At 68.2% G+C, this 20154-nt stretch carries 17 protein-coding genes; 6 read left to right on the top strand and 11 right to left on the bottom strand.

Going from position 1 to position 20154, the window contains the following annotated elements; all coding sequences use genetic code 11:
- Nucleotides 1-9 precede the first annotated feature (9 nt).
- Genes ACIA12_RS28265 through ACIA12_RS28255 form a run of 3 tightly spaced genes read right to left on the bottom strand, consistent with a single transcriptional unit; the run spans nucleotide 10 to nucleotide 3762 of the window.
- Nucleotides 10-1215 carry a cytochrome P450 gene (locus ACIA12_RS28265; RefSeq protein ID WP_396370076.1) on the bottom strand — a complete coding sequence of 402 codons (1206 nt, stop codon included), beginning with the start codon at nucleotides 1213-1215 and terminating at the stop codon, nucleotides 10-12.
- Entirely contained in the window at nucleotides 1212-2429 is a 1218-nt protein-coding gene (locus ACIA12_RS28260; RefSeq protein ID WP_396370075.1) for a cytochrome P450, read from the bottom strand. Before ACIA12_RS28260 ends, ACIA12_RS28265 begins: the two co-directional genes overlap by 4 nt.
- 7 nt (nucleotides 2430-2436) lie before the next feature.
- Nucleotides 2437-3762, bottom strand: coding sequence for an SGNH/GDSL hydrolase family protein (locus tag ACIA12_RS28255; protein WP_396370074.1), 1326 nt, complete (start codon nucleotides 3760-3762; stop codon nucleotides 2437-2439).
- A 193-nt stretch (nucleotides 3763-3955) separates the two neighbouring features.
- Between ACIA12_RS28255 and ACIA12_RS28250 the strand changes: the two genes are divergently transcribed.
- From ACIA12_RS28250 to ACIA12_RS28240, 3 genes are read left to right on the top strand one after another with little or no spacing between them, the layout of a single operon-like run.
- On the top strand, nucleotides 3956-5518 hold the full coding sequence (locus tag ACIA12_RS28250; protein WP_396370073.1) for a class I adenylate-forming enzyme family protein: 1563 nt from the start codon (nucleotides 3956-3958) through the stop codon (nucleotides 5516-5518).
- Entirely contained in the window at nucleotides 5515-6783 is a 1269-nt protein-coding gene (locus ACIA12_RS28245) for an MFS transporter (RefSeq protein WP_396370072.1), read from the top strand. The genes ACIA12_RS28250 and ACIA12_RS28245 overlap by 4 nt, the downstream gene beginning before the upstream one ends.
- Entirely contained in the window at nucleotides 6780-7439 is a 660-nt protein-coding gene (locus ACIA12_RS28240; protein WP_396370071.1) for an SGNH/GDSL hydrolase family protein, read from the top strand. The genes ACIA12_RS28245 and ACIA12_RS28240 overlap by 4 nt, the downstream gene beginning before the upstream one ends.
- A 651-nt stretch (nucleotides 7440-8090) precedes the next feature.
- Here the strand turns inward: ACIA12_RS28240 and ACIA12_RS28235 are convergent.
- Nucleotides 8091-8771, bottom strand: coding sequence for a CatB-related O-acetyltransferase (locus ACIA12_RS28235; RefSeq protein ID WP_396370070.1), 681 nt, complete (start codon nucleotides 8769-8771; stop codon nucleotides 8091-8093).
- Between the two features lie 65 nt (nucleotides 8772-8836).
- Here ACIA12_RS28235 and ACIA12_RS28230 point away from each other — a divergent pair, with 65 nt between their 5' ends.
- Complete coding sequence (locus ACIA12_RS28230; protein ID WP_396370069.1) at nucleotides 8837-9538, top strand: SDR family NAD(P)-dependent oxidoreductase; 702 nt, start codon at nucleotides 8837-8839, stop codon at nucleotides 9536-9538.
- Here the strand turns inward: ACIA12_RS28230 and ACIA12_RS28225 are convergent.
- On the bottom strand, nucleotides 9504-10757 hold the full coding sequence (locus ACIA12_RS28225) for a cytochrome P450 (RefSeq protein ID WP_396370068.1): 1254 nt from the start codon (nucleotides 10755-10757) through the stop codon (nucleotides 9504-9506). The genes ACIA12_RS28230 and ACIA12_RS28225 overlap by 35 nt on opposite strands.
- A gap of 134 nt (nucleotides 10758-10891) precedes the next feature.
- On the opposite strand from ACIA12_RS28225, the gene ACIA12_RS28220 reads away from it, so the two are divergent.
- Nucleotides 10892-12145 (top strand): MFS transporter, encoded by a 1254-nt coding sequence (locus ACIA12_RS28220; RefSeq protein WP_396370067.1) that lies wholly within the window; start codon nucleotides 10892-10894, stop codon nucleotides 12143-12145.
- Nucleotides 12142-13341 (top strand): methyltransferase, encoded by a 1200-nt coding sequence (locus ACIA12_RS28215; protein ID WP_396370066.1) that lies wholly within the window; start codon nucleotides 12142-12144, stop codon nucleotides 13339-13341. The genes ACIA12_RS28220 and ACIA12_RS28215 overlap by 4 nt, the downstream gene beginning before the upstream one ends.
- Before the next feature lie 2 nt (nucleotides 13342-13343).
- Here the strand turns inward: ACIA12_RS28215 and ACIA12_RS28210 are convergent, their stop codons facing one another.
- The 6 genes from ACIA12_RS28210 to ACIA12_RS28185 are packed head-to-tail and all read right to left on the bottom strand — an operon-like array spanning nucleotide 13344 to nucleotide 20154.
- A complete protein-coding gene (locus tag ACIA12_RS28210; RefSeq protein ID WP_396370065.1) occupies nucleotides 13344-14708 on the bottom strand; it encodes a hypothetical protein in 1365 nt (454 codons plus the stop codon).
- Nucleotides 14705-16078, bottom strand: a complete 1374-nt coding sequence (locus ACIA12_RS28205; RefSeq protein ID WP_396370064.1) for a hypothetical protein — start codon at nucleotides 16076-16078, stop codon at nucleotides 14705-14707. Before ACIA12_RS28205 ends, ACIA12_RS28210 begins: the two co-directional genes overlap by 4 nt.
- Entirely contained in the window at nucleotides 16078-17424 is a 1347-nt protein-coding gene (locus tag ACIA12_RS28200) for a hypothetical protein (RefSeq protein WP_396370063.1), read from the bottom strand. Before ACIA12_RS28200 ends, ACIA12_RS28205 begins: the two co-directional genes overlap by 1 nt.
- Nucleotides 17421-18398, bottom strand: a complete 978-nt coding sequence (locus ACIA12_RS28195) for an alpha-ketoacid dehydrogenase subunit beta (RefSeq protein ID WP_396370062.1) — start codon at nucleotides 18396-18398, stop codon at nucleotides 17421-17423. The genes ACIA12_RS28200 and ACIA12_RS28195 overlap by 4 nt, the downstream gene beginning before the upstream one ends.
- Nucleotides 18398-19348: a thiamine pyrophosphate-dependent dehydrogenase E1 component subunit alpha gene (locus tag ACIA12_RS28190; RefSeq protein ID WP_396370061.1), complete on the bottom strand. Its 951-nt coding sequence runs from the start codon at nucleotides 19346-19348 to the stop codon at nucleotides 18398-18400. The genes ACIA12_RS28195 and ACIA12_RS28190 overlap by 1 nt, the downstream gene beginning before the upstream one ends.
- A gap of 5 nt (nucleotides 19349-19353) precedes the next feature.
- Nucleotides 19354-20154, bottom strand: coding sequence for a DUF3050 domain-containing protein (locus tag ACIA12_RS28185; protein WP_396370060.1), 801 nt, complete (start codon nucleotides 20152-20154; stop codon nucleotides 19354-19356).

Below are 20154 nucleotides of genomic sequence, written 5' to 3'. Positions count from 1 at the left end.
AAGCACCTCTCAAGTCAGCGTGACAGGCATGGTCGCGAACCCACGAAGAGCGAACCCGGCACTCTGTACCGGCGCCCCGGCCAGCGCCAGCTCCGGGAACCGCTGGAACAACCGAGGCAACGCCAGCCGCCCCTCGGCACGCGCAAGCACCGCCCCGATACAGAAGTACGCGCCGGCCCCGAAGGTGATGTGCCGCTTGTCGGCCCGCTCCGCATCGAAGACCTCCGGCGACGGGAACCGCGCCGGATCCCGGTTGGCCGCACCCAGAATCACCAGCACCAGCCCACCCTCCGGGATCGTCACCCCGCCCACCGACAGATCCTCAGAAGCAGTCCGTACTACGACCTGCGCCGTCCCGTCCCACCGCAGCACCTCCTCAACGCACGCCTCGGCCACCAGCGGATCGGCAGCCAGCGTCTTCACCAGCGACGGCCGTTCGAGCAACGGTGGCAGCGCATTGCCGAGCAGGTTGATCGTCGTGACGAAGCTCGCATTGAAGAGCACCAGCAGATTGCCGACCAGCTCCTCATCGGTCAGCACACCGTCACCGGAGTCGATCACCTGGACCAGCCCACTGATCAGATCGTTGCCAGGAGCAACACGTCGGTCCGCGATCAGCCGTTGGTAGTAGGCCGACATCTCGACCGCCGCTTCGTTGGCAGCGGCAACCTTCTCAGGAGTCCGCCCGCCGAAGTCCAGGTAGTCCTCCACCCGCTGGACCCGGGTCCTGAACCACTCCAGGTCCGGCGCCGGGATCCCTAGCAGCGCGCTCATCACGCCGGCCGGCAGCAGATACCCGAACTCCGCGATGAAGTCGACCGGCCCGTCAGCCCCCAACGAGGCAAGCCGGTCCAGCAGCGAGTCCGTCAACGCGACGATCTCCGGCTCCAGCTCCGCGACCCGCCGCGGCGTGAACGCCTGGTGAAACGCCCGCCGCATCCGGCCGTGATCGGGCTCGGTCCGGAACATCATCGAGTTCCCGAGCGCCGTCGACACCGGATCGGCATCCGGCCCGGGCGGCGGACCACCCTTGACGAATCGTGGATCACGAAGGATCTGATCGACGGCCGCGTACCCGTTGGCCACGGCCGCATACGCAGTACTGGCCGGTGTCAGACTGACTGGCCCAAGTGAGTGCAGCCTTTCGTACAAGGGGTACGGCGCTCGCCGGCCCTCGTCGGTCTGTAGCAGCGCAAGGATCTCGTCGGCGGTCATGTTGCCACCGGCATCGACTTGTACCCGCGCAGGAACTGCTGTGGATTCCGTACCGGCGGCCGCGCGGACCGCAACGACGGGAACCGCTCCAGCAACCGGGGAAAAGCGATCCGCGCCTCCGCCCGGGCCAGCGCGGCACCGAGGCAGTAGTGCGGGCCCGCGCCGAAGCTCAACGGCTTCACGTCGGTCCGCCCCGCATCGAAGACATCCGGCGAGGGGTACCGCAGCGAGTCCCGATTGGCAGCACCGAGCATCACCAACACGATCTCCTTGGCTGGAAGGACGGTGCCGGCGATCGCGGCATCCTCTTCACACCAGCGGGCGACGAACTGTACCGGCGCCTCGTACCGCAGCACCTCTTCGACGAAGGCAGGCGAGCCGGCGACCGCGCGGAGCTCCGGCTGGTCGAGCAGCTGCCACATCCCGTTGCCGATCAGGTGGATCGTCGTCACGAAGCTGGCGTTGAAGAGCACCAGCAGGTTGCAGATCAGGTCGTAGTCCGACACCTCGTGCAGCCCAGCGTCGATCGCCGCGACCAGCTGGCTGATCAGGTCGTCGCTCGGCGTCTTCCGGCGCGCGACGATAAGGTCCCGGTAGTAGTCGGACAGCTCGCGGGTCGCCTGGTCGGCCGCCGCCAACACCTCGTCGGTCTTGCCGACCACATCGAGAAAGTCGTTGATTCGTTCGACTCTGGGCCGGAACCAGGCCAGATCGTCCTGCGGGATACCGAGCAGCGCAGCGACCACACTGCTCGGCAGCGGGTAGGCGAAATCGGTCATGAAGTCCGCCTCCCCGTCCCGGTCGAACCGCTCGGACAGCTGATCCATCAGGCCGTCGACCAACTGGCCGACGGCCGGCTCCAGCTCGGTCACCCGGCGGGGCGTGAACACCTGGTGGAACAGGCGTCTGGCCCGCAGATGCCGGGGACCGTTGCTGTACATCATCGAGTTGTTGAGCACCGCCAGCAGCGGATGCTCGCGCCAGCCGGGGCCGCCGCGGTCATCGCTGTACACGTCGTCGGCAACGTGGAACCGCGGGTCGCGCAGCAGCTCGTCGGCTGCCTGGTAGCCGGTGACCACCGCCGCATATCCGCCATCGCCTCCCAACAGGGAGACTGGACCTAGCTTGTGGAGTTCGGCGTAGTACCGGTACGGATCGTCCAGACCGGCTTCGCTGAAGAGTCCCTTGAGCACTTGATCGGCGGCGGTGGTCATCAGCGGCTCACCGGACCAGCTGCAGCGGGATCGAGTCGGCCATCGCCTGGTAGCCGGTGTCGTTCAGGTGGATGTGGTCGCCACCGTCGTACGCCGCGAGCAGCTTCTCCGGCGCGCTTGGGTCCCGAACGGCCTTGTCGAAGTCGATGACGCCGTCGAACACGTGCTGGTTGCGCAGCCACTTGTTCACCGCGACCCGGGTCGCCTCCTTCTCCGGCGTCCAGCCGCCCGGCGTGGTGAAGCCGCCGTACGGCGTGATGGTGGCACCGATGCTGCTGATGCCCTTCTCATGCAGCTGGCTGTTGATCTGCTTGAGCGCCGCGATGATCTCGTCCGAACTGGCGCCGTTCATCCAGATGTCGTTCACGCCGAGGTGCGTGATGACAGTGCGGACATCGGTCTGGGCGTAGACGTCCTCGTTCAGCCGGGCCAGTGCGTTCGGGCCGAGCTGCTGGGTGCCGCTGGGGCCACCGAGGATGAGGCCGTCGCTGTCCTGCAGCAGCCGGTTGCCGGCCTCGCCGACGTTCAGTACGCCGGGAGCGTCGTGGTGACTGTCGGCGACCAGGCGCTCGGCGAGCTGGTCGGGCCAGCGGTTGTTGCCGTTCAGCGTGCTGAGCAGGCCGTCCGCGATCGAGTCACCGAGCACGACGATCGAGCCAGCGGACTTTGAAGTCTGGACGTCGACACCGGACAGGAACGTCCAGCAGCAAGCCCGGGTCCGGTCGTACGCCGTACCGTCGGGCGCGTTGGTCAGGTCGCCCGGACCGAAGAAGTTCTCCTGGTCCGACGACGCGTGCCAGCTGGTCGGGCCGGTCGCGGTCGGGTAGAAGACGCTGATCACCAGCGTGCTCAGGTCCGGCACGGTCAGCTTGACCGGGTCGCTGAGCAGCTCGGCGCCCTTGTTCATCACCGCGGTCGGCGAGCCGCCGTTGAAGGTCAGCGCGCGCTTGGACGCCACCACGATGTCGGACTGCACCGGCGTCGAGGTGTCCCCGAACGCCACCGTCGCCGCGCCGATCTGGATCGGCCGGTCGCCGTAGATGTTGGTGAACCGGATCCGGACCTTGTCGCCCCCCACGGACGGCCGGACCACGTAGCGGGCGCTCTGGTTGTTGAGACCGGTGTTGGTGAACCCGGCCGTCTCCGGCTTGACGATGCCGGCGGACCAGCTGCCGACCCACGCCTGCCGGTCGCCGTGGCCACCGGACGTCTGGACCCCTGCTGTCTGGACCTCTGCTGTCCGGGCCGACGATCCGGTGAAGACCAGGGCCGAGCCGGCCAGTGAAACGGCGGCCGCTAGTGCGGCCGATCTGACGGTACTGGGAATGCGCATGGAACAACCCCCCAATGGGTTGGCGCGCGGCGGGTGAGAAATACCCTGCGCGAGTGGCGGTGACGGAAACCTAGTTCCGGATTCCTGACACGTCAACGGGCGCTTTGAATTGTTCGCTTGAATTCACCCGACCGCTGGCCGCCGGGAAATATCGGAAGTACAGTCGCCCCGGATACCGAAAGGGTGGGGCGCCATGTCGGTCGATTTCGTGCTGGACCGGAACCTGGAGCGGTCCGGTTCCTATGTGGTCGCTGCACTCCGGCTTTTCGCGCGGTACGGCGAGGCCGAGGCAATCGTCGCCGGTGGCCGGCGGATGACGTTCGCCGAGCTGTCGGCGCAGGTGCTCGACCTGGCCGCGACGCTGCAGGATCGCGGCGTCGGCCCAGGTACCGGTGTGCTCGTGCTGGCCGGCAACACCATCGAGCTGCCGGCTCTCCAGCTCGCGCTGCACCTGGTCGGCGCCCGGACGATGTGGATCGCACCGATCGCGGGCCGCCGGGAGATCGAGGCGTTCGCGCGGCTGTCCGAGGCGGACGTCTTCGTCTACGACGCCCGCACCAAGGCCGTCCTGGGTGAGCGGCTGGCCGTCACCCTCGCAGTACCGGTGCACTGCCTCGGTACCGGTGGGCTGGGACCCGATCTGCTGGCCCCGCCGACCACGGCCTTCGAGCCGGAGTACGGCGACCTGGCCCCTGCCACCTGCCTGCAGACGAGCGGGACCACCGGGGAGCCCAAGCTGGTCCATCACCGGCAGGCGTTCTACGAGCAGATCCTGACGCTGGCCGCCGACTACCTGGCCGCCGGGCTGCCCGTGCTGCGGCACCTGTCGCACTCGCCGATGGCGTTCGCGAGCGGGCAGATCACCAGCTTCTTCAACCTGTTCATGGGCGGCGTGCTGTTCCTCGAGGACGACTGGGACGCGGGCCGTGCGCTGGCGACGATCGAGCGCGAGCGGATCAACTCGACGTACGTGTCGCCGCCCCTGCTCTACCAGCTGCTCGACCACCCGGACCTGCCGACCACTGACGTCAGCAGCCTGTTCATGCTCAACGTGGGGGCCGGCCCTGCCGCTCCATCACGGCTACGGCAGGCCATCAAGGCCTTCGGGCCGGTACTGCGGATCGTCTACGGGCTGAGCGAGGTCATCGTGGTGACGGCCCAGCCTGGGCTGACCGAGGACCCGGAGCATCCCGAGCGGCTGCGGTCGAGCGGTACGCCGTACGGGGACGTGCGGGTGGAGATCCGGTCCAGTGCTGGCGCCCCTGTCGCGCCGGGGCAGACCGGGGAGATCTACGCGACCAGCAGGCTGCGCTTCGCCGGGTACTGGGGGCGGCCGGACCTCACCGAGCGGGCCATCGTCGATGACTGGGTGCGGACGGGAGACCTGGGGTATCTCGACTCCGACGGGTACCTGTACGTCGTCGACCGGGTGCAGGACACGATCGTCACCGGGTCGAGCAACTGGAACGTGTACTGCCGCCCGATCGAGGACTTGCTGCAGTCGCATCCGGGGGTACGGGCGGCTGCGGTGATCGGCGTACCGGACGAGGCGTTCGGGGAGGTCCCGCACGCGTACGTGGTTCGGTACGACGGGGCGGTGGTGACCGCCGGCGAGCTGCAGACGATGGTGCGGGACGAGTTCAACGAGATGTGGACGCCGCGGGAGATCGAGTTCCTGGACGAGCTGCCGCTCACGTCCGCCCACAAGGTCGACAAGGTGGCTCTGCGGGCGCGACACGAAGCGCAGCCGGCATGAGCGAGCCGTCGGCGCAGCCGGGGCCGGTGTCCGGCCGGCGGAGGGCTGGGCTGATCGCGCTGTTCAGCGCGGATGTGCTGTCGGTGCTGGGCGACCGGGTGTCGATGGTGGCGATCCCGTGGCTCGTCCTGACCACCACCGGCAGCCCCGCGAAGATGGGCCTCGTCGCCGGGGCGGAGATGCTCCCGTACGTCGTATCCGGCGTGCTGGCTGCCCCACTGGCCGACCGGTTCGGGCTGCGGCGGACGTCGATCGTCACGGACCTCGGGAGCGCACTGGCGATGGCTGCGATCGTGCTGACGCCGGGGTCGTCCTTCGCGCTGCTGTGCCTGCTGGTGGCCATCGCGGGAGCGCTGCGCGGCTGCGGCGACCGGGTCAAGCACGTGATGCTCAAGCCGATGGCGGACGCGGCCGGGGTCAAGATGATCCGGGTGACCTCGTCGTACGAGGGCTTCACCCGTACTGCGACGCTGGTCGGCGCACCGCTCGGCGGGCTGCTGATCAGCTGGATCGGGCCGAACAAGGCGATCACCGTGGACGCCATCTCGTTCGTCGTCTGCGCGGCGCTGATCGGGTTCCTGGTGCGGCTGCCGGCCGTCGTCGCCTCCGACGCTCCGGTGCCTGTGAAGGAGCCGTACTTCCGGGCGCTGCGGGGTGGGTTCGCGTACCTGCGCAAGGACCAGTTGCTGCTCGGGATGATCGTGATGATCTTCTTCCTGAACGTCTTCAACCAGGCCGGGACTGCGGTGTTCGTACCGCTCTGGGTGGAACAGGTGCTCAAGTCGCCGGCCGCTCTGGGGTTGCTGTTCGGCGGATTCGCGGCCGGGGCGTTGCTCGGCAACGTGATCTTCACGCTGCTCGGACCGCGCCTGCCGCAGTACTCGTCCTTCGTGATCGGGGCCGCGATCGGAGGCGCGCCACGGCTGTTCACGCTGGGCCTGTCGCACCACCTGTGGATCGTGATCGCGGTCAGCTTCGCCTGCGGGATCGCGAACGCCGCGGTCAACCCGGTGATGGGCGTGACCCTGTACGAGCGGGTGCCGGCCGAGCTGCAGACGCGGGTCTTCGGGGTGACCGGGGCGATCGCGTTCATCGGCATCCCCGTCGGCGGCGTACTGGCCGGCTGGGCCGCCGCAACCTTCGGCCTGCGCCCTGCCGTGATCGGCTCCGGCGTGATCCTCCTCCTGGTCACCCTCGTCCCCGTCTACCGCTGGTGGCGCAACCCCGTCGAGCTCCCCAACTACCGCTCCAAGGAGGCCGCATGATCACCGAAGCCACCGACGAGTACTGCCTGGCCGAAGGCGAGTCAGCCAAGCTCCTGGCAGGCCACCCCTGGCGGCGCTTCGTAGTACTGGGCGACAGCGTCGCCGAAGGCCTCTGCTCCCCCGTCCCCGGCTACTCCGACCTCCAATGGGCCGACCGCGTCGCCGCCGAGCTAGCCGTCCCCCACTACCTGAACCTAGGCGTCTCAGGCCTAAAAGCCCACGAGATCCGAGCCACCCAACTGGCCCCCGCCCTAGCCTTCGCTCCCGACCTGGCCCTAGTAGTAGGCGGCGGCAACGACGCCTTCTCCGCCCGCTACAACCCCGACCAGGTAGACACCGAACTAACCACCATGGTGCAGGCGTTGCAGTCCGCAGGCGCCGCGGTCATCACCCTAGGCATGTTCAACGTCTCCTACTCCCCCGCCATCCCCGCTTGGCTCCGCCCCGGCCTACGCACCCGCATGACCCTCCTGTCAGAACGCACCCGCTCCCTAGCCGAGCGCCTAGGCACCATCCACGTCCACCTAACAGACCACCCCCTCTCCACAGACCCCACCCTCTACTCCCCCGACGGCCGCCACGGCACAGCCCGCAGCGACGCCGTAGCCGCAGCAGAAACCATCCGCCGCCTAGCCGCACACCTGCACCTCTCCTGAGCGAGATCCACCGCCCACCCCGGAGCCGCATCTTGACGAGCAGCTGTCGCCGCGCACTTATCCGCAGGCTTCGCCCCTCTCGTGGGGGTTTCCTCCTCGGCAGACCAGTGGGCGAACCCACCCCAGCGAGGCGAAGCCACCCGAGCGAGGCGAAGCCACCCCTGGGATACCGGTTCGCGCCGGTGGGCTCCACCGTCCCCGCAGGCGGCGAGGTGGCCGAAGGCCACGAGCCCGTCGGCGGGCGAGGGCGGCAGGCAGCGAGGTGGCCAGAGGCCAGGTGGCAGCCGGCAGGCGGCGGCCGGATCGCGCCGCAGGCGGCGAGGTGGCCGCAGGCCACGAGCCCGCCGCCCCACCCACACTCAGTACGCGGCAACCACCACCACCTCCAGCGCGCCCACCGAGCCAACCACCGACAGACGGGTGCGCGCTGCCGGCCCACCTCCGCACAGGACCGGCGAGGTGGCCGGAGGCCACGAGCCCACGCGGCAGGCGGCGAGGTGGCCGCAGGCCACGAGCCCAGCCGGCGGGCGGTAGGTGGCTGAGGCCGGGTGGCCGGTGGTCGGTGGTCGGGAGGTGGCCGTAGGCCGGGAGGTGGCCGTAGGCCGGGAGGCCGTCTACGTGGGCTGGGCTGGCTGCGTGGGCGGGTGGGGGCTACTGGTCTTGGGTCAGGCCGTGGTTGATGGCTATCTGTTCGACCTCGGTGGGGGTGCCGGTGAAGATCGTGTGGGTGTGGGTGGTGACCAGGTCTACGGGCCAGTGCCACCAGGCGGCTCGGAGTAGGCGGGTGGTGTCTTCGGGCGAGTAGCGGTGTTTGAGGACTCGGGCCGGGTTGCCGCCTACTACGGCGTACGGGGGGACGTCGGTGGTGACGACGGAACCGGTGGCGATGATGGCGCCGTCGCCGATGGTGACGCCGGGCATGATCGTGGCGGCGTAGCCGATCCAGACGTCGTTGCCGACGACCGTGTCGCCCTTGCGCGGGGCCTCCAGGGCAGGGGCCAGCGTCTGCTCGGCCCAGGCGCCGCCGAAGATGAAGAACGGGTACGCCGAGACGCCGACCAGCGGGTGGTTGGCCGAGGACAGCAGGAAGGTGGCCTTGGCCGCGATCGGGCAGTACTTGCCGATGATCAGCTTCTCCGGCCCGAACGGATAAAGCACATTGTTGCGCTCAAAACCCTCCGCATCGTCCGGATCGTCGTAATAAGTGAATTCCCCGATTTGGACATAGGGCACCGTAATCAGGGGTTTCAGGAAAACAGTGCGCCGTCGATCATTGAACGGATAGACGACATCAGGGTCTGGCGCACTCGGCACTGGCTGCTCCTCACTCACGGACTTCCCCGGATGGTGATTTCCGAACACTGCCGAAATGTCGTGACTTCGTCTACAGTCCGGCCATGGCCGACAACGACCCGATCCTGATCTCCGGCGCCACCGGCTGCATCGGCAGCACGCTGGCCAGGTCCCTGTACGCCGATGGCCGCGCCCTCGTCCTGTTCGGACGCGACCCGGAACGCCTCGGCAAGCTCGCCGCCGAGCTGCCCGGCGCCGAAGTGCTCGTCGGTGACATCGGCCACGCCGACACCCTCGCGGGCAACGTCGAGTTCCCGGCGCGGCTGGCCGGAGTCGTGCACGCCGCCGGCATCTGCCAGGGCCGGCCGTTCGCCGAGAGCGACCCAGCGATCATCCGCGAGCACCTCGAGGTCAACCTGGTCGGCCCGTCCGAGCTGACCCGCCTCGCCCTGCCCGCGCTCCGAGCGGCGCGCGGGACCGTAGTACTGGTCAACTCCCTCGTCGGTCTGTACCCGTGGCCCGGCTGGATCGGCTACGCGATGAGCAAGTACGGTCTGCGCGCCTTCGCCGAGACGCTGCGGCTGGAGGAGTTCGAGACCGGCGTCCGGGTGAGCAGCATCTTCGCGAGCCGGGTGGCGACGCCGCTGCAGGCCAAGGTGCACGCCCAGGAGGGCAAGGAGTACGTGCCGGAGGCGTGGGTGCAGCCCGAGACGATGGCCCGGACCATCCGCAACGTGCTGGAGACGCCGCACGACGCGGAGCTGAAGGACATCACTCTGATGCATCAGCAGTACCCCCGGCCGTAGCCAGCACCCGGTCGGTCACCGTGATCGGCAGCGACTTGTAGCCGCGCAGGATCAGCTGGTCCGTCCGCACCGCGGCACTCCCGAGCGCCAGGTGCGGGAACCGCTCCAGCACCATCGGCAGCGCGATCTGCGCCTCGGCCCGCGCCAGCGCAGCCCCCAGGCAGTAGTGGACGCCCGCCCCGAAGCTGATCGGCTGGTTGTCCACCCGCGCCGGATCGAACCGGTCCGGCGCGGCAAACCGCCGCGGATCCCGATTGGCGGCCCCAGTCAGTACTGCAACCAACTCCCCTTCCCTGAGCGGTACTCCGTGCAGCTCCGTGTCCGCACCGGCCACCCGGATGAACACGTGCGCGGGAGTGTCGAACCGCAGCACCTCCTCCACGTACGCCGGCATCGACTCCGGCGTACTCCGTACCGCCGGGCGCTCGAGCAGCAGCGGCAGCGCGTTGCCGAACAGGTGGATCGTCGTACTGAAACTCGCGTTGAACAGCACCAGCAGGTTGCCGACCAGCTCCAGATCCGTGACCTCGTCCTGCCCACCCGCCTGGACCAAGTCGCTGATCAGGTCCGCCCGCGGCTCGGCCCGGCGCTGCGCGATCAGGTCGAGGTAGTAGTCGGTGATCCGGGTCGCGGCCTGGTTCGCCGCCTCCAGTACGTCGGAACCCTTGCGGCGGAAGTCGAGCCAGTCGTTGATCAGGTCGACCTGCGAGCGGAACCAGGCGATGTCCTCGTCCGGCAACCCGAGCAGCCGGCCGACCACCCGCGCGGGCAGCAGGTAGGCGAACTCGGCCATGTAGTCGACCTCGTTGCCATCGGCCCCCAATTCGGCGACGCGGTCGAGCAGCTCGCCGGTGATCCGGATGATGTCCGGCTCCATCGCCTGTACCCGGCGCGGGGTGAACACCTTGCGGAACAGCCCGCGCATCCGGCCGTGCCGGTCGCCGTTGCTGAACATCATCGAGTTCATCAGCGTCACGAGCACCGCGTGGTCGCGCCAGCCCGGCGTCATCGGCTCCAGCCGGAACGCGTCGTGCACCTCGAACGCGGGATCGCGCAGGATCCGGTCGACGGCCCGGTAGCCGAAGACGGCCGCGGCGTACGGCAGCTCGGGCGCCGTCACCGGCACCGCCTCGCCGAGCCGGTGCAACTCGGCGTACAGCGGGTACGGGTCGGCCGTCCCGCCGGCCGCGAGGGCCCGCAAGATTGTGTCCGAAGTCATTTTCTCCCCCAACATTCCGGCATGCCGAAATTGCATTCCGTGTCCTTTATCCACAGCATTGATGCTTGCTGCGAAACACTTACCCCCACCGGATCCGTGCCGTACGCTGATTCTCGGGGGAGGACGCGACGAGCATGGGGGAGACTGTGATTCAGAAACGGCGAGCCGGGCTTTACGCATTGCTCACCGCCGATGTGTTCTCCGCATTCGGCAGCCGGTTCTCGGTGGTCGCCATTCCGTGGCTGGTGCTGATCACCACGGGCAGTCCCGCGAAGATGGGGCTGGTCGCGGCGGCGGAAATGATTCCGTATTTGCTGACCAGTGTTCTGGCGGCGCCGATCGCGGACCGGTTCGGGATGCGGCGGACGTCGATCACGTGCGATCTCAGCTCGGCCGTGACGATGGGCTTCGTGGCCGCGACGCCCGACTTCGGCTTCTGGCAGCTGGTGCTGCTGATCGCCGTGAGCGGCGGGATGCGGGGTGTCGGGGACAGGGTCAAGCACGTGTTGCTGCGGCCGGTGACGGCGGAGTCGGGGATCCCGATGATCCGTGTGACCAGCGCGTATGAGGCGATGAACCGCACTGCGGGGCTGATCGGGGCGCCGCTCGCGGGCATCCTGGTGGCGACGCTCGGGGCGCGGCACACGATCTGGTTGGACGCTGGGACGTTCCTTGCAGCGGCGGTGCTCGTATGGGCGCTGGTGCGGCCGGCGCCGGAGCCGGAGGAGGTCGCGCCGGCCAAGGAACCGTACCTGACGGCATTGCGCGGTGGATTCAGTTTCCTGCGCACGGACAAGCTGCTGCTCGGGATGATCGCGACGTTGTTCCTGATCAATTTCTTCCAGCAGGCGGCGAGTACGGTATTGCTGCCGTTGTGGGTGCAGGAAATGTTTGGGTCGCCGACCAGGATCGGGATAATCCTCGGGACTTTTGCGGCCGGGTCGCTGGCCGGGAACGTGGTATTCACGATCTTCTCGACGAAGCTTCCGCAGATGCTTTCCTTTTTCATCGGCGCGGCGATCGGTGGTGCGCCGAGAATCCTGGTGCTGGGGTTGACGGACAGCCTGGTGGTGGTGCTGGTGGTGACATTCTGCGCCGGGTTCGGAATAGCCAGCGTGAATCCGGTCGTCGGCGCGATCCTGTACGAACGCATCCCGGTCGAGCTGCAGACGAGGGTCTTCGGGGTCGTCGCAGCGGTAGCCGTCTCCGGCATCCCCATCGGCAGCGCACTCGCCGGGGTAGCTGCAGCCAACGCCGGCCTGAAGCCCACCATCCTCGTCGGCGGCGCCGTCCTGCTCGCGTTGACGCTGATCCCGCTGCTCAGGTACCGCCAGTCCTCAGAACCCCCAGCCAAAGAACCCGCACAACCCGCAGGAGAACCCGGATGACCGACCGCCAGCCCACCCCCGGCCCGGCCGACCTCGCCGCGATGAGCGACCTGATCATGCCGATGGCAATCCGAGTAGCCGCCACCCTCCACCTCGCCGACCACCTCGCCGACGGCCCCCTCACCACCACAGCACTCGCGACACGCGCCGGCGCAGATCCCAGCGCCCTCGCCCGGCTCATGCAATACCTCGTCGCCCGCGGACTCTTCGAGTCCGCAAGCGACGAAGAAGAACGGAAGGAAGGCGCAGCCGACCAGCCGCGCGCGGGTCGGGACGAAAGCGCTGCCGCGGGCCGGGACGAAAGCGCTGCCGCGGGCCGGGACGAAAGCGCTGCCGCGGGCCGGGACGAAAGCGCTGGCGTGGGTCGGGGTGAAGGCGCTGGCGTGGGTCGGGGTGAAGGCGCTGGGGTGGAGCGGGCCGGTGGTGTGGAGTCGGGCGATCGGGGTCGGTTTGCGTTGGGTGACGGTGGGCGGTGGTTGCTGGATGGGGCGCCTGGGTCCGCGAGGAAGTGGCTGGATTTGGAGGGGTTTGGTGGGCACATGGATCGTGCCTTCTTCGAGTTGCTGGGGACTGTTCGGGCGGGTGGGCCCGTTGCTGCGGGCAACAAGATGAGCCTCAGTCCGGGTGCGGCTGAGTCCTACGACGAGTTGATGGCTGAGCGGGCTCGCGCTGAGGGGCCCGCGCTGGCTCAGGCGCTCAACTGGGGGCGGTTCAAGCATGTGGTTGATGTCGGTGGTGGTACCGGTGCGCAACTCATCGCCCTGCTCAGCGCCTTTCCGCATCTCCGCGGCACTCTCGTCGAGCTGCCCGCGAGTATCACCACCGCACAACAGCACTTCACCGAGGCGGGGGTGGGCTGCGCAGTCCTCGCAGGGGATCTCTTCGAGTTGGAGCTGCCCCGAGCCGATGCGTTCGTACTGCGGTACCTCCTGCACTCCTTCGAGGACGAGCAAGCGGTCGAGGCGCTCGCCAAGTGCCGGAAGGCCCTCGACGAAGGCGGGTCGGTCCTCGTCTGTGAGGCGTCCGACGCCAGCCCGGCCGTCTTCGCCAGTATGGATCTGCTGATGCTCGTGCTCGGTCACGGCCGTGAGCGCACCCTCGCGCAGTACGACGACGTCGCCGCAGCCGCAGGCCTTACCCGCAAGGCGATCTACCACCCCACGGCCGGCCCACGAGTGCTGGAGTACGCCGTCTGACATCATGCGCCGCCAAGCAACAGCGACCCGGTGACGTGCACATTGCGCTTGAGGTTGAGGACCTCCCCCTCGCCCTGGCTGCCGATTCGCACATAGCACCCGGACCCACGCCGCCCGAACGTGTACGGTCCGATCGAGAACGGCACCTCCGCCCGCTCGTGCTCGCCACTGGTCAGGTGCACGAAGTCCATCACCATCCGGTCGGGCCGCGAGTAGTCCTGCACCAGATGCAGCCCGTCAGCCGCCCCACGCTCGACCAGCCCCTGCCACTCCCCAGCCGACGCCTCCCGCCCGACCACCACCCCGGACCCGCCGAACTCGTCACAGGGCTTCAGCACCAACTGCTCCCGCTCGGCAACCACCGACGACACCAGCGAAGGCGTGAGCAACCGCGTCCGCGGCAAGTGCGTCCGTACCAGCGCAGCATCCGCCGGAGGCAAATCCAAGGCGTCTTCCCACAACCAAGCGAACACGAGCTTGTTGCTGATCAACCACGAAGCAGCCGAGGTGAACAGCGACGCCGTACCACCCTGAAGCGCATCCTTGATCGCCTGCAACCCAACGGTCGGCGGCATCTCCGAGCACACGAACAGCCGCAGGATCGCCTCCACCCGCCGTCCACGCCCCACCAACGACCCATCGGCATCCAGCGTCAGCCAGTCCACCGGCTGCACGTCCATGTCATAGCCGTTCGCCCGCCCACGCTCCACGAACGGCTGCAGCAACGCGACCAGCTTCTCCGGATCATGCGACTCCGGATACTCGCCATCCGTCCGGAACGCCATCGTCAGCCGGGCCCCCGGCTCCAACCCGAGCGTCGACCGGATCGCCGCGAACCGCCCATCAACAGCCGACGCCGGCGCCTCCACCGGCAGCAACGCGGCCACTCCGGAAGTACGGAAGAGCTCCAGGAAGCGCGCCGACACCTTCTCGGAGTCCCACACGCTCCCCACATCGCTGCCCACGTTGAACTCGACGAACTTCGGCACCCCATCGGTCAGCAGGATGTCCGGCCGCCCAGCCATCGCCAGATGGTCCCCCAGCGGTTCCGAGTCATCGAGAAATTCCACCCGCCCCGAAGGGATCCCCAGCAACTTGCGCAGCTCACCCGCGGTACTGGCCCGTCGCCGGCAACACTCCAGCAACAGCTGCAGCATCCGATCGCTCAACGCATACAGCTCTTCCAGCCACGGCTTGCTCATCAGCACCGGACGCAGCGGCTTCCAGGTCTCGTTGTACGTCGCGACCTCGTCGAAGACCGTCTGCCAACCATCAGATCCAGCCGCCAGTACCGCCGCCCGGACCTCAGCAGACAAGTTGCCCCAGGCATCGAACCCAGGACGCCCCGCCCAGTCGTAACCACTCACGTCGTCACCAGCAGCGGCCCGGTCACATGGATCGCGCGCTTCAGGTTGAGCACCTCACCGTGCTCATGCGACCCGACCCGCAGGAAGCACCCGTAGGCCTTCCGCCCGAACGTGTACGGCCCCACCGAGTACGGCACCTCGACCTGCAGTTCCTCGCCGGTGTCGATGTTCGTGAAGTCCATCGTCAACCGATCCGGCCGCACGTAGTCCTGCAACAGGAAGCCACCCTGGCGCAGAGCGTCCTCGAGCCCTTCCTTCCAGACCCCAGGATCGGTCTCATGCCCCACCAGTACTCCGGCACCGCCGTACTCATCGGCCGGCTTCAACACCAGAGAAGCCTGCTGGGCAACGGCATCGTCAAGCATCGATGCGGTCAGCAGCCGACTCCACGGAACGTGCAGCCGCACCAACTCCTGGTCCGCCGGCGAGAGCAGGTCGATGTCGTCCCAGAGATAGGTCAGCATGATCTTGTTCGCCAGCAACCACCCCGCGGTCGACGTGAAGAGCTTCGTCTTCCCCGACTCGACCGCGGCCCGAAGCGCCGCCTCACCCGGTACGTCAGGCATGCCGGTGCAGACGAACAACCGGAACACCGCCTCGACCGGCCGCCCCTGGTTGAACAGTTGACCCTCAGAGTCGGTCTCCAGCCAGATCAGCGGCGCGACGTCACCGTCGATCCCGAAAGCCTTACCGCGTTCGACGTACGGATCGAGCGACCGGACGATCGCGGGCAGGTTGTCACTGCCCGGGTACTCGCCCTCAGTGCGCAGTACCGTCGTCAACCGGTCGCCCGGCTCGAGCCCGAGGAGGTCGATGATCGCCTGGTACCGCCCGTCGACCGGCGACGGCGGCGCCAGCACCTCGACCGGACCGGAGACACCGTCGAGCGTCGTCAGCCCGTGCTCGGAGAACGACGTCAGGAACCGCGTCGACACCCGCTCGGTGTCCCAGACGCATCCGGCCTCGCTACCGACGTTGAACTCGACGAACTTCGGTACACCGCCGCTGATCAGGATGTCGGGCCGGCCGGACTGGATCAGATGCTCGCCGAGCTCCTCCTCGTCGTCCAGGTAGCCGACCAGGCCGTCCGGCGTACCGAGCAGCTTGCGCAACTCCCCCGCCGTCCGCGCCCGCCGCTGCCCGGTCTCCAGCAATAGTTGGAGCAGTCGATCCATCACCTCGCCGAGCGCGTCGTACGTCTGCTGGTGAATCATCACCGGCCGCAACGGACGCCACGACTTGTTGAAGGTGAGGACGCCGTTGAAGACCTTCTTCCAGTCCTCCGCGCCGGCCGCCAGCACCTTGTCCTTGGTTGCCTGCGGCAACTCCGCCCAGTAGTCGAAGGACGTGCCACACCAGTCGAACTCCATCAGTGCTCCCCCACGTTCACGAGTAGCAGGCCGCCGGTCAGCGCGCCCTGGGTCAGGTTGACGACGCCACCCGCACCGGGCGGCGAGAAGCGGGTGAAGCCACCGGACGGCACCCGGTCGAACTGGTACGTCGAGACGCAGTACGAGACGTCCGCCTCGACCACTTCGCCCGACTCCGGCTTGAGGAACTGCATGGTCAGCGGATCCGCCTCGATCAGCTCCTGGATCAGGTGCGGCCCCTCGGCCCCGTCGACGGCGGCCTGCCAGTCCTCCGGCGAGGTCAGCGGCCCGATGAACACTCCGTGGCCGCCGTAGTCGTCGGTGGGTTTGAACACCAGCCGCTCACGCTCGTCGAGGGTCCGCTGCCGCAACGAGGGTCCGTAGAGCCAGGTCCGCGGAATGTGCGCGCGGACGATCTCGGCGTCTTCCTCCGGCAGTTCGTCGAGGTCGTCCCACAGCCAGGCGAAGATCGTCTTGTTGCTCAGCAACCAGACCGCCGACGGCAGGAACATCCGGAACTTGCCCGCCGCGTTCGCCGCCCTGAGCGCGGCCATCCCCGCGGATCCCTCGTCGTACGTCGGCACGAACATCCGCCAGACGGCATCGAGGGTCCGGTCTCCCGCCAGCAGCCGGCCGTCGACGTCCTGCTTGATCCACTCGAGCGGATAGACGATCAGATCGACGCCCAGTTCCCGCCCGCGATCGGCGAACGGCCGCAGCCGGTTGATCATGTACTCCGCATCGTCCGCCCGCGGGTACCCCCCACCGGCGGCGTAGATCATCCCGGTCGTCTTGCCCGGCCCGACGTCCGCGCGGATCGCGTCGAACCGCCCATCGACCGCCGACGGCGGCGCGGCGGCCCCCATCGCGGTGAAGACGGGCTCCTCGCGATAGACCTCCATCCACCGCTTGATCACGCCATCGGCATCCAGTACGCCGCCCAGCGCGCTCTCGACGTTGCACTCGACCATCCGCGGTACCCCGCGTTCCAGCAGCAGGTCGGAGCGGATCGCGTTGATCAGCCGGCCCGTCAGCGGCTCGCTGTCGTCCAGCAACTGGATCCGGTCCTCCGAAACCCCCAGTACCGCGCGCAGCTCACCCGCCGTCCGCGCCCGCCGGCGGCACGCGTCCAGTACGAGTTGCGCGACGCGTTGGGTGATCCGGTTCATCTCGGCGAACCCGGCATGGGTCGCGACCGGCGAGCGGAGCGGGATCCAGTTCTGGTTCTGCAGCGCGACGTCGTCGTAGACCTGCTGCCAGTACTTGTGGCCATAGGCAAGCAACTTCTCGCGGACGAGTTCCGGCAGAACCGGCCAGAGCTCGGCGGCCGATGGTCGAGCGGTCACGTCGCATTCCTCCCCAGTACGCCGCGGATCGCCGCGACCAAGTCGTCTCGTCCCGGCTGCACCGCCCGATCGAGCGCCGGCGCGAACGGCAGCACAGCCCCATCCGGCCGCGTCACCCGCCGCGGCGGCGCGACCAGCTCACACCGCTCAGCAGCCACAGCCAGTACTTCGGCCCCGAACCCGCTCGTCCGATTGGAGTCGTCGATGACCACCAGTCGCCCGGTCCGCGCCACCGACGCGGCCAGTCCCTCGACATCCAGCGGATAGACCGTCCGCGGATCGAAAACCTCGATCGACGCCTCCCCCGCCAGCTCGTCGGCCACCGCGAGCGCGTCCTGCACCAAGTGGCCGAGGGCAACCACCGTCACGTCCGCACCGGGCCGCGCGATCCGCCCGACACCGAGCGGCACCGGCGCCAGAGTCGAGAAGTCGACATCGTCGCGGAAGCCGAGTGCTCCCGACGGCGCAAAGACGACCACCGGGTCGTCATCGCGGATCGCCGACAACAACAGTCCGTAGGCATCCGACGGAGTCGCCGGCACTACTGTCTTCACCCCGACATGCGCGAACAGACTGTAGGGGTGGTCGGAATGCTGACCGGCCCACCCAGTACGCGAGCCTGAGCCCGGTACGACGTATGTCACCGGCACCTTGCACTGCCCGCCGGACATCAGCGACAGCTTGTGCGCCTGGTTCGCGATCTGCTCGAAGACCAGGAAGAGCAGCGACGGGATCTGGAACTCGATCACCGGCCGCAGTCCAGCCAGCGCGGCGCCGGTCGCGAAGTTGGTGAAGGCCTGCTCAGACAGCGGAGTGTCGATCACCCGCTCCGGACCGAACCGGCCGAACAACCCGGCGGTCAGGTTCGAGGCCGCGACCCGCACATCCTCACCGAGCACGAAGACGCGCTCGTCGGCCTCGAGTTCGTCGCCGAGCGCGCGGTTGAGCGCCTTCAGATAGGACAGTTTGGGCATCAGCTGAACACCTCCGGCGACGCGTAGAGATACTGCAGAGCCGCCTCCGGATCGGGATGGGCGCTGCCCAGCGCGATTCCGGCCGCCGCGTCGAGCAGCGCCTCGATCTCGGTGTCGACGGCCGCCCGGTCGTCCGCGGACAGCCGGGCGCCCTGGATCTCCACCGGATCCCGCAACCACCCGGCGGCGAGCTCCTCGTTCGAGCGGTAGTTGAGCCGCGCCCGGTGCTCGAACGTATGGTGCGCGTCGAACCGGTACGTCGTGCACTCGAGAAAGGTCGGCCCCTTGCCCGCCCGGGCCCGCTCGACGGCAGCGGTCGTTGCCGCCAGCACCTTCTCCGGATCCTGACCGTCGATCGTGAAGGCGGGCATACCGAACGCCTTCGCCCGGCCGGTGATGCTGCCGGCGACCGCGGAGTCCACCGGCATCGTCGTGGCGTAGCCGTTGTTCTCGCAGACGAACACCACCGGCACGCTCCAGAGCGCGGCCAGGTTGAATGCCTCGAGCAACATTCCTTCGTTGACCGCACCGTCGCCGAAGAAGGTGACCGCGACCGTCGACCTGCCCAGCCTGCGGTGCGCCCAGGCCGCGCCGGTCGCGATCGAGCCGGCCGCGCCCACGATGGCGTTCGCCCCGAGGATGCCGAGGCTGAAGTCGGCCGCGTGCATCGAACCGCCGCGCCCCTTGTTCAGCCCCGACTCCCGGCCCATCAGCTCGGCGAACATCCGCGCCGGGTTCACCCCCTTGGCCAGCACGTGGCCGTGCCCGCGATGCGTGCTGGTGATCAGGTCGTCCGCCCGCAAAGCGGCGCACACCCCGGCGGCGATCGCCTCCTGACCGACGTACGGGTGAATGCCGCCGACGATCTCGCCGGACCGGACGAACTCGATCGCACGCTCCTCGAAGCGGCGGATCAGCCGCACCGTCCGGTAGAGATCGATGGTCGACAAAGGATTCAGCCCTTCACCGCGGCGAGGATGGCGTCCCAGAGCCGGGCGCGGGCGGCGAGCGCGGTGTTGATGGTGTCCGCGCAGGCATCCCACTTGTCCTGGTCGTCGCCGCACAGGTCGGCGACCATCTGCATCGCCATCGGGGTGTGGAACTCGCCGTCCACCTCGATGTGCCGTTCCAGGTAGTCGACGAAGGTGTTCAGCTTCTTCGACCGCTCGTTCACCGCGACGACCTGGGTGAACATGTCCGGGATCAGATCCTCGCGACCGAACGCGAAGGCGGCCGCCTGGCAGTGCACCGGTGCGCTCTCGATGATGGCCCAGGTGGTACCGGCGAAGTCGATCGAAGCCTGCGGTACGCCGGCCGCCGCGAGCGACTCGACCACCTGGCCGCCGTCGCGGAGCAGGCCGACCAGCTTGTCGATCGCACTCGTATCAGCGCCGGCTTCGTGCATGCCGTCGACGTACAGCTCGAAGTGGCTGATGAACGCAGGCTTGCCGTCGTCACCACCCAGCTCGTCGCTCTCCTCGACCATCACGATGTCGTTGATCAGCCGGCGGCTGCTGCGGTGCTCGGTCGGGATCCACGGCACCGTCACGCAGGTCAGCTCGCGCTGCAGCGACTTGAGCAGCGACATGAAGTCCCAGACGGCGAAGACGTGGTGCTCCATGAACGTGACGAGCGACTCGTGCGTGTCCAGGTTGGCGTAGAGCGGGTGCTGGACGACCTTGTCGCGGGCCTCGGAGACGGCCTTCTCCAACTGCTCGATGCCGGGGTGGGTCTGACCCCAGTCGTAACGGGACAT

This window comes from Kribbella sp. NPDC051620, from assembly GCF_044453825.1.
Classification (GTDB): Bacteria; Actinomycetota; Actinomycetes; order Propionibacteriales; family Kribbellaceae; genus Kribbella.
The sequence above is the reverse complement of the archived record's forward strand: the minus strand, read 5'-3'. Positions and strand labels throughout refer to the sequence as shown.